The 582-nt window shown below is 66.5% G+C and carries 1 protein-coding gene; it reads right to left on the bottom strand.

Annotated elements, in window-relative coordinates; translation table 11 throughout:
• The coding region (locus tag DVK07_RS23010) for a hypothetical protein (protein WP_158603214.1) at window positions 1-582 on the bottom strand (582 nt) is incomplete at both ends.

Consider the following 582-nt stretch of genomic DNA (forward strand, 5'->3'; position numbering starts at 1 on the left):
GTCGAGTCGCTGCGGGACGTCGCCGAACGTCCCCGATTCACCCCCATCCGAGTCTTCGCGACCAAGTGTAACGCGCGCTTGGATGAGTTGCGAGGCGGCCGCGAACTCCGTCTCGACGCTGGTCGCGCCGGTCACCTCGGTGTAGCCATTTGTCTGGTCATTCCGCACGCCGACGGCGACGGGCGGCGCGGACGTCTCCTCGCCCATTGTCGCTCGCACGCCCCCACCGACTACCTGTTCGACCGACGTGATCACCGGGAACTCGACGTCGATCGCGGCAGGGTACTGCTGCCAGCCGGTCACCACACCGCTGTCTGGCGTCGTGTCGTCGGTGTCGTAGTTGTACCGCGTGTCTCGGACATGCGCAAAGTCGAGGTAGGCGTCGCTCCCCTCGGTCACCTCGAACTCGATGGTGTGGAGCCCGGGCGCGAGATCGCCGACGGCGCTGCCGTTGAGCGAGACGGTGAAGCTGCGGAGGTCCGTCGGGGCGCTCGTTCCGGTGAGCGTGTCAGAGGTGAACGACTCTACCGTGTAGGTTTGCCCGCCATCAACGTTGAGCCGGACATCGAGCCCCGGCGTCGA

Source organism: Halorubrum sp. Atlit-26R, from assembly GCF_003666015.1.
GTDB lineage: Archaea > Halobacteriota > Halobacteria > Halobacteriales > Haloferacaceae > Halorubrum.